This window comes from uncultured Dokdonia sp. (genome assembly GCF_937910895.1).
GTDB lineage: Bacteria > Bacteroidota > Bacteroidia > Flavobacteriales > Flavobacteriaceae > Dokdonia.
In genome coordinates this window covers 1-7,373 of record NZ_CALEMI010000136.1, presented here as the reverse complement: position 1 = coordinate 7,373, position 7,373 = coordinate 1, and the positions used below count along the sequence as shown (strand labels likewise).

Here is a 7,373-nt window from a genome sequence, read left to right as displayed (position 1 = left end):
ACAAAGGCACCCGTCATGGCTCCCAGTATCGGCGCACCTACACCCCCACTGATCGCAGTCCCAACACCCGCACCTATTGCTGACCCTGTTGCTACTACTGTCGATTCTTTTAGGCTCTGGCATCCAGCTATTACTGCACAGGAACTGATGGCGAGGGCGATCCAAATATTGCGGACATAATAGCTAATGCTCCTACTATTACAATTACTATTTTTACTCTTCGGTCTAGAGCGTTCCAAGTTTTTACTATATTTTCCCACATACACATCTCCTGTGTTCTAGTTTATCTCTAACTTTACTGCAAATCTTACTTGTAGTATTTACTGCTACAAATGGTGCAATGCTGTGAACAAAAGCAGAAGCACTCCCAACCAACATAAGGCCAGATATAGACATTGCCTTTTGTAAGTGTTGCAGATACGATTCATTATTTTCCTTTAAATGTTTCATTTTTTCTTAGCAGTTTTAGCTGACCTTTTAAAAGATTTGTTAGTTGGAGCGCCTTTGCTCCCAGGTTTTCTCATAGACTCACCAGAGCCAGATTTAATTCTTTTTCGTTTTGCGTGTATGTTTGCGTACAATCCTTTCTTAGCCATTAGCATTTCCACCTTCGTCGTGCCTGCCTTATTCTTGAGTTAGGATCATTTCTGGTTTTAGCGCTAGAATTTTTTAATTGTCCTGCTGATCTAGCGCAATAAGACTTCCTTCTTTTAGCGTCTTTAGATCCTTTCTTAGGATTTCCTGTTACTGCTGTTTTAAGTTTAGATCCTGGATTTGCTTTGCGATGAGCGGCTACTCCCGCCTTTGTCATTCCTGCGCCTGCTTTAGTTTTTCTAAAGTTAGGCTTTTTTCCTGTAGTAGTTTTAGGTATTGGCTTTTGTTTTCTTTCAGCCATTATCTAGCCTCTGGGCCCAACACTCGTTGTAACATTTTTTCTAATGTTTCTAATCTATAGGATAAAACATCTAAGTTATCTATAATCATAGCCATGTCATCTCTGTCACGTTTAAGCATTTCAACATCATTAGATATACTACTGGCCCACCACACTGCGGTAGTTGTTTGGACTATTAAAAATATAATGGCACTAATTAAGTATGGTGGTATTGTCATTACGTTTCTACCGGAAAAGCAGGATTAGGATTTAAAGAAAATGAAGTTCCGTTAGAGGCTCCACCAAAAACAATACAAGCTTGTTCTTTTTCTTTTGTGCGCTTAGTCACTACAACAGTGCTTGTGGTTGAGTCGTGATTGACAAACAAGACCATGCTCATTGATGGAGTAAGGTGCGAGATCACCATAGGAATTTCTTGATAATCTTTTTCCAGAATCTCCATCATACGCGTAAACGAATCGACGCACATAAACGTCATTGGTGCAGCAAACTCGTACATATCATCAGGCATTTTTTCTTGCGCTTTTAATAGTACGGGAAACATTACAATAAACATAACAAAGGTAAATGCAGCTATAGTCGCTAATAAATATTTAATATGGTTCATAGTTAATCATCCACACAATATCCAGCAACCCAGTACGTAGGCTGAACATAAGGAAGAACCCCATATGGAATATCGCGAGGCTGCTTTTCATAGAAAGCTTTGCCGTTACTCATCCTATAGGCTACACGCCTAGGTTGATAAGTTCGTCGTCCTATTCTCCTTGTTCTTGCCATTAATAAGCTGCCTCTGCCTCTGGCTCCAGATTCCTGTAGGTGCGAATAACTGGAGGTGTTGGGTCAATATCGTATATTCTTGATAGTGCGTCTAAAAAATCAGGGTGAATTGTAGGAAAAAGATTGTACTCGTTATCTCTTACCCATTTTGCTAAATCATAAACAACGCCACTTTCATCTTTACGCATTATTTTTTTAGACATAAGAAACTCTTGCTTTCTGTCTTTTACGTCTAACTGCAAAGATGTAAGTCTTTTATTGTCTGTTGGGTAAGGCCAAAAAAATGAACCATCTTTTAGATCAGGCTCTAATCTTTGTATCCTATCCTTTTTGGATTGTGACCCTCCACCACCAACCCAGTTTAATTCGTACACAGGAAAGCTTTGCCCCTCTATACGCATCATTTCTTTAAAATGGTCTATGTCCGATTGAGCCCCATACCTCTCATACCCAACTTTTACTTCTCTAATTCCTGGGGCCATCTTCCATTTAGATCGCAACTTTTTTAAATAGTCCCAACGCTCTGAAAGACTTAATCTGTGACAAACTCCATCGAGTAAATATTTATTATAGAACGAATCAACACCAACAACGCACATAGCTGTACGGTTAGACCCTTTCTTTTTTGAGCTAGCTGGATCGACAAGAATATATACATTCATAGTATATGGTCTTACTTCCCACTCTCTCCACCACTCTGATTTAAACGCTACATCACTGCCCGCAATTGGGTTTAGTAACTGCTGACAAGCTACAGTGTATGTAGAAGTTGTTTTTTTAATCTCTTCCCAGCGCTCATCCATAAGGAACACTGGTACTCCATCCATTTGACCGTTGTGTGTGGCTGGATGTATACGAGGTTTTACCGCTGCTCGTTGTAAAATTGTACCATACGTGTCACCGTATGAATATCTTGTACCTGCGTACTGATATCTTGGATTATGTGTAGACCCAAGGTTTAATGATAGCTCCCATTGTGTGGTTGTTTTTGCTATCTGCTCTGGAGTTGACACACTTTCCTGAACAACAACATCATCGTATATAATTAACGAAAAGTGTCTACCTGTTGGCTGCCCATCTACTAAACCGTGAGCTTCTACCGTCTGCTCTTTGGGGTTTGACTTTCTTTTTACACAAAGACCTTCATTTTCTGCCCATTTTGGAGCTTGCTGCCTAGGTTTTTCGTACAATATATCTGGATATAAATTAATAAGCTTTTCATTTGCTTCTAACTCTTGCATAACTTGCCGCAAAAATGGCTTAGCCTGCTTAGAAGAAAAAGATAAAAGACCTATTGTTATATCTGGATTACATAATATTTCTTGAACACAGCCAAGAAAAGTTATTATAGTACTTTTATAGTGAAACCGCGCCCAAAGATCGAGTCTTCTATCTCTGTCATTTTCGACCTCACGGCATCTTTCATATATCCAAGGGTGAAGCATGTCATGACGGTTACAGAGGAAAACACCAAGATAATACCTGTCAAGCTGACCGAGAGTGCGAATAAAAGTATCATCAAGATTGGGATCGCTATGACACTTAGCATATGCAGCAACGACTTGATCGTACTCTGCACCTTGTGCCCATTGAGCAAACTTGATGGCTGCTTCAGCATTTTTTGTATTAGCAAAAACATCTTTGGATATCTCTGGTAAACTCACTTTTTCTCTACGTCAGGTCCCTTTGCTTCTTCAGACCAACCATTATCTTTTTTGCCTTCAACAACTTTGAACAGAATGGAACCATCTTCTTGAACTTCAGTCCTATACGTCGTAGGAGTTAGCTTCCATACCGTGAACTCTTCACTGTTGGTTGGAATCGAGCTAAGCATCGACTCCATCCTGTCCATTGTTGATTCTACCATTGCAAGTGGTGAACGGTGTCCCGTCATACCCATCATACGCTCAAACATTCTATCCATAGCTCTAATTTGATTACCTACCATTTTTTTCTCCATGTTGTACACCTATTATATTACACCAATTATAAAAATATTTACAACTAAAACTATAGCTATAAACTCTATCATTCAGGATTCATCTGATTATAAAGATTTGTAACCCATTCAAGCTCTTCTTCGTTTCCATCAGCAAAGTAATATTCAATTTGTCTTTGATTTAATCCCTTTGTCCAAGGAGCTACTTTTTCTAACGCTTCCATAGCTTGTTTTTCTCCAAAAGAATCACCCCTCTCTCCTTCCATTAAACCTCCCGCTCCTCTTTGACCAGGAATACCACCTTCAAAAGCGGTTATTGCAGCAGCTATAGCTCTTTGACCAAGATTTGGATTAGTGTCAAATCCAAGGGCTTCAAACATGGCTTTCATAGCTGTTCCAAATCCATAAGCTGGATTAAGAGCTTTCATTACATATCCCATAATAGTTTCTAATGTTGAATTAGTTTTTTGATCCAACACATTGTCAATAAAGTCAAAAGCTAAATCTCTAAAAACTGGGTCTCTCATATTAGGATCTTTTGCTAAAGCCTCTCTTGATGGGGAATCAAGATTTTGATCTAAATGTGGATTTCCTGGACTAAACCCAAACCTATCTTGAATGGCCTTCATATTTTCTTGCTTCTGACGATCAATAGTGCGATCATCGTAATAAGCTGCATCCATTTCTTTTTCTTGATCTTGTCTAGAAATGTTTCTCTGCGCTCCGATTGCTACAGCCTCGTTCATCGCTTTATCTTGATCGGATCTTTGAGATTTCCCTATTGCATCCCTTGCTTCTTGTTCTGCATCAAGACCTTTTTGAGTTCCTTGAGGATCATCTATTGATGGACCTAGAAGACCTCTATCATTATCGTCATCATTGTCTATACCCATCATACCACTGTTCAATTCACCAAGATCAGCAGCATCTCTTATTGCCTTATCTCTTGCCTCTACTGCTGCATTTCTAGCTCTTTGGTTTGCAGCTTCCTCTTGAGCTTCTACAGCTGTATCTTTTTGTTCTTGTGTAACTTGACCTAAAGCCTTAGCAAGAGCAGCTCTAAAACCTTCTATAGTGCTGGTATCTTTAGATGCTTGTCCGCCTCCACCAAATGCATCAGCTCCCATTCCCTCACCAGGAGCATTACCGGTTCCTGACGATGAGCTAGATCCTCCAGGAGCAGAATCAGGGCCTCCGCCCATTCCCATTCCGCCGCCGCCTGTACTAGCCATCTTAGTACCCCTTTGGAGCCTTCTTCTGTACTTTCTTGCCAGAAGATTTAGCGTATTGTTTAGCTTTTTTCATACCAGCTTTGGTATAAGCAAATTTTTTAGTTCCGACTTTAGGCATATTAATTAAGGAGCTTTGGCTCCTCCTCCTTCATACTTTCGTTTAGTTTATCAATTATAGACTCTACATCAACAGCCTTCTTAACCTCAACAGTTGTAGTCTTGGTTTCTTTCTTTTCTACTTCTTGCTTGGAATAGGTGGATCTATAGTTAAATTTATTAACCATCATGAATGCATATAGCGATGTATTAAATGATTTATTCTCTAGGTTATCCCTACCTATCTGTATCCAGTAAGCTTCAGAAGCTTGTATACCTAACTCAATGGTGCGCTGAAAATCACCCTTTCTCTCGTCTTTTAGCCAGCGGTAGAACGTAGACTTATGAATACCAAGGAACCTGCATACTTCAACAACGGTAGACCCACAAGCAAACATCTCAATTACTTTCTTCTTGTTTGCTGTGGTCCACACACTGTTGTGTACTACCTTGCCTTCCCTACGCTTTACAGGATTAACAGCCATTATCCTCTGTTTGCTCCGCCGTTTCCGCCTCTCATTTGACGGTTTGACTTTGCAGTTCCTTTAATATTAGAAGCTTTCTTGCCTGCTTTATATTTTGCGTATGATGTCGTGCCGTAGTTTTGCATACGAGCACCCTTGGTCATATTGTTCCAAGTTGCCTCTCGCATTACGCTGCCCTTTTTTTGTGCAGAAGGTCTTTCGCTATTAGATGAGGACCCTGTTTTCATTCCTCTTACAGATTTTCCTGTTGCTTTAGAGTTTTGAGTTCCTCGTCTTCCACCAGTATTTTTGCCACTTTTGCCAGCTCCTGGAGCTGATTTACCGCCTGCTTCTGGATCACCATATGCCATTTTAAACATCCTTTGTTAAATTTTAATTATGATCTTCGCGATCTGCCGCTACCGCTTGGACCTTTGCCTGCTCCACCTCTATCCCCTGGGCCACCTCGTCCACCTCCTTTACTACCACTACTCATTGGCTTGGGTTTAGGTTTTCCAGGAACTTTACCAGTTCCTTTACATGTAGGACAGGTTCTTGAACCCATCTTTGATCCTGCTATTTTTGCTGGTCCACGCATTTTAATCTCCTTTGTAAGGTGGGACTGTACCAACAGAAGGGAGAAGGGACCCTCAACAAGGAGGGGAGAGATGTGCTGGTACAATCCCAAATTCATTACTTATATTATAGCATATTAGGGGGGTAGAGTGTCCCACTTTTATTCTGTTAGCAAATTTATTAGCCAGGCACCTAAGAAAATCCTTACCAATTTTGTCCATATAGTAATATAAATATATATATATTATAATAAGGCAGGGGGTTATCTGTGGATAACTTTCTGATTACCCTTTATAATCATACATTTAACCTACTTTTTACCTGTGGATAACCCTGTGTATAACTTTTGAATAACTTTTTATAAAAAATATACCCCCCAAAAAATTTGGAATCAAAAATTTCTAGGTCTCTTAGCCCCGGACACTGCCTACACGCAACGCACTTTCCAAAATTTTGCCGCTAAGCCAGATATGACCATACTCCATATAGGTAAACATAATATAATATTCCATAGGGGGACAATAACCAATAGATATACCCCCATCTAATTTCAATTCTATACCTCCAGGGAACACTAAAAACATGCTCCCTAGCTATATACAAAGAATAACCTATACGTAGGGGTACCTAAAGCTTAATAAACTCTTGGGAACAGCTTAATGTTGTGTTAATGCCTTTTTTTATTTATATGTATGGGCGGGTGGACCGGGACTCCTGAACCTGGCTCGCTCGGACGCGCCTCTGGGAGTACCTTCAGAATATTCGAATATGCTTATATTACAGGGTTAGTATATTAGAAAGCACTTATATAGGTAGTCAATTTGCAATTCGGGTCTGGGTACGCTATATTAAATGCATGGGAACGAAAGACCTTCCCAAAGATTGCATAAAGTAGTCGCAGTCTACGGTTACCCCACGCGCCAGAGAAAAAAAGCGGGGATCATACCTCAAGGTAAGTCAAGCGATATGCTTTGTGCTAGTGAGTGCCAGCAATGAGTAACGCCCCATAATTCTCAAGGGATAGGGAACAACGTTAAACGCTCGCGACAATGTACAAGGGTGACGATATCGCCACAAGCCGGAGTTATACAAGCGAAAGCGACTATAGCAATTCCCTAGTAACACGTGGATATTAGCAAGGGGTTCGATAAGACCAAAATGGGCTGTAATACCGATAAGTATTTAAAATGACTTAGCGGGGCTTGAGCCAGAGTTAGTGTTCAGCACTATTCTCAAGCCAGTTCGTGACCCGAAAGGGAACTGATATGGTAATGGGAACAATGTTATTTGTGAGAATCACACTTCCGTGATTCATACAAAAACGGAGCACCGCAACGATGGAAATCATCAAAAATGGAAAAGACCTCGGCACGGCAATCAAACGCGCAGTA

9 protein-coding genes are annotated in these 7,373 nt (G+C 40.3%); all 9 read right to left on the bottom strand.

The window, feature by feature from the left end; all coding sequences use genetic code 11:
* Positions 1 to 246: 246 nt before the first annotated feature.
* The 9 genes from Q0505_RS21455 to Q0505_RS16025 all read right to left on the bottom strand — a co-directional run bounded on the left by Q0505_RS21455 (position 247) and on the right by Q0505_RS16025 (position 6,004).
* Positions 247 to 450: a DUF6356 family protein gene (locus tag Q0505_RS21455; RefSeq protein ID WP_366519432.1), complete on the bottom strand. Its 204-nt coding sequence runs from the start codon at positions 448 to 450 to the stop codon at positions 247 to 249.
* A gap of 145 nt (positions 451 to 595) precedes the next feature.
* A complete protein-coding gene (locus Q0505_RS16060) occupies positions 596 to 895 on the bottom strand; it encodes a DUF6321 domain-containing protein (protein WP_299215036.1) in 300 nt (99 codons plus the stop codon).
* Positions 896 to 1,112: 217 nt separating this feature from the next.
* Positions 1,113 to 1,502, bottom strand: coding sequence for a hypothetical protein (locus Q0505_RS16055; RefSeq protein WP_299215033.1), 390 nt, complete (start codon positions 1,500 to 1,502; stop codon positions 1,113 to 1,115).
* A gap of 172 nt (positions 1,503 to 1,674) precedes the next feature.
* The gene (locus tag Q0505_RS16050) at positions 1,675 to 2,916 is read right to left on the bottom strand and encodes a hypothetical protein (RefSeq protein WP_299215030.1); all 1,242 of its coding nucleotides are present in this window, start codon (positions 2,914 to 2,916) and stop codon (positions 1,675 to 1,677) included.
* A 419-nt stretch (positions 2,917 to 3,335) separates the two neighbouring features.
* A complete protein-coding gene (locus Q0505_RS16045; RefSeq protein WP_299215028.1) occupies positions 3,336 to 3,635 on the bottom strand; it encodes a hypothetical protein in 300 nt (99 codons plus the stop codon).
* A 68-nt stretch (positions 3,636 to 3,703) separates the two neighbouring features.
* Entirely contained in the window at positions 3,704 to 4,846 is a 1,143-nt protein-coding gene (locus Q0505_RS16040; RefSeq protein WP_299215025.1) for a hypothetical protein, read from the bottom strand.
* A gap of 119 nt (positions 4,847 to 4,965) precedes the next feature.
* Positions 4,966 to 5,427 carry a helix-turn-helix domain-containing protein gene (locus tag Q0505_RS16035; protein ID WP_299215022.1) on the bottom strand — a complete coding sequence of 154 codons (462 nt, stop codon included), beginning with the start codon at positions 5,425 to 5,427 and terminating at the stop codon, positions 4,966 to 4,968.
* Entirely contained in the window at positions 5,427 to 5,786 is a 360-nt protein-coding gene (locus Q0505_RS16030; RefSeq protein WP_299215020.1) for a hypothetical protein, read from the bottom strand. The genes Q0505_RS16035 and Q0505_RS16030 overlap by 1 nt, the downstream gene beginning before the upstream one ends.
* A gap of 17 nt (positions 5,787 to 5,803) precedes the next feature.
* Entirely contained in the window at positions 5,804 to 6,004 is a 201-nt protein-coding gene (locus Q0505_RS16025; protein ID WP_299215017.1) for a hypothetical protein, read from the bottom strand.
* Positions 6,005 to 7,373: the final 1,369 nt, after the last annotated feature.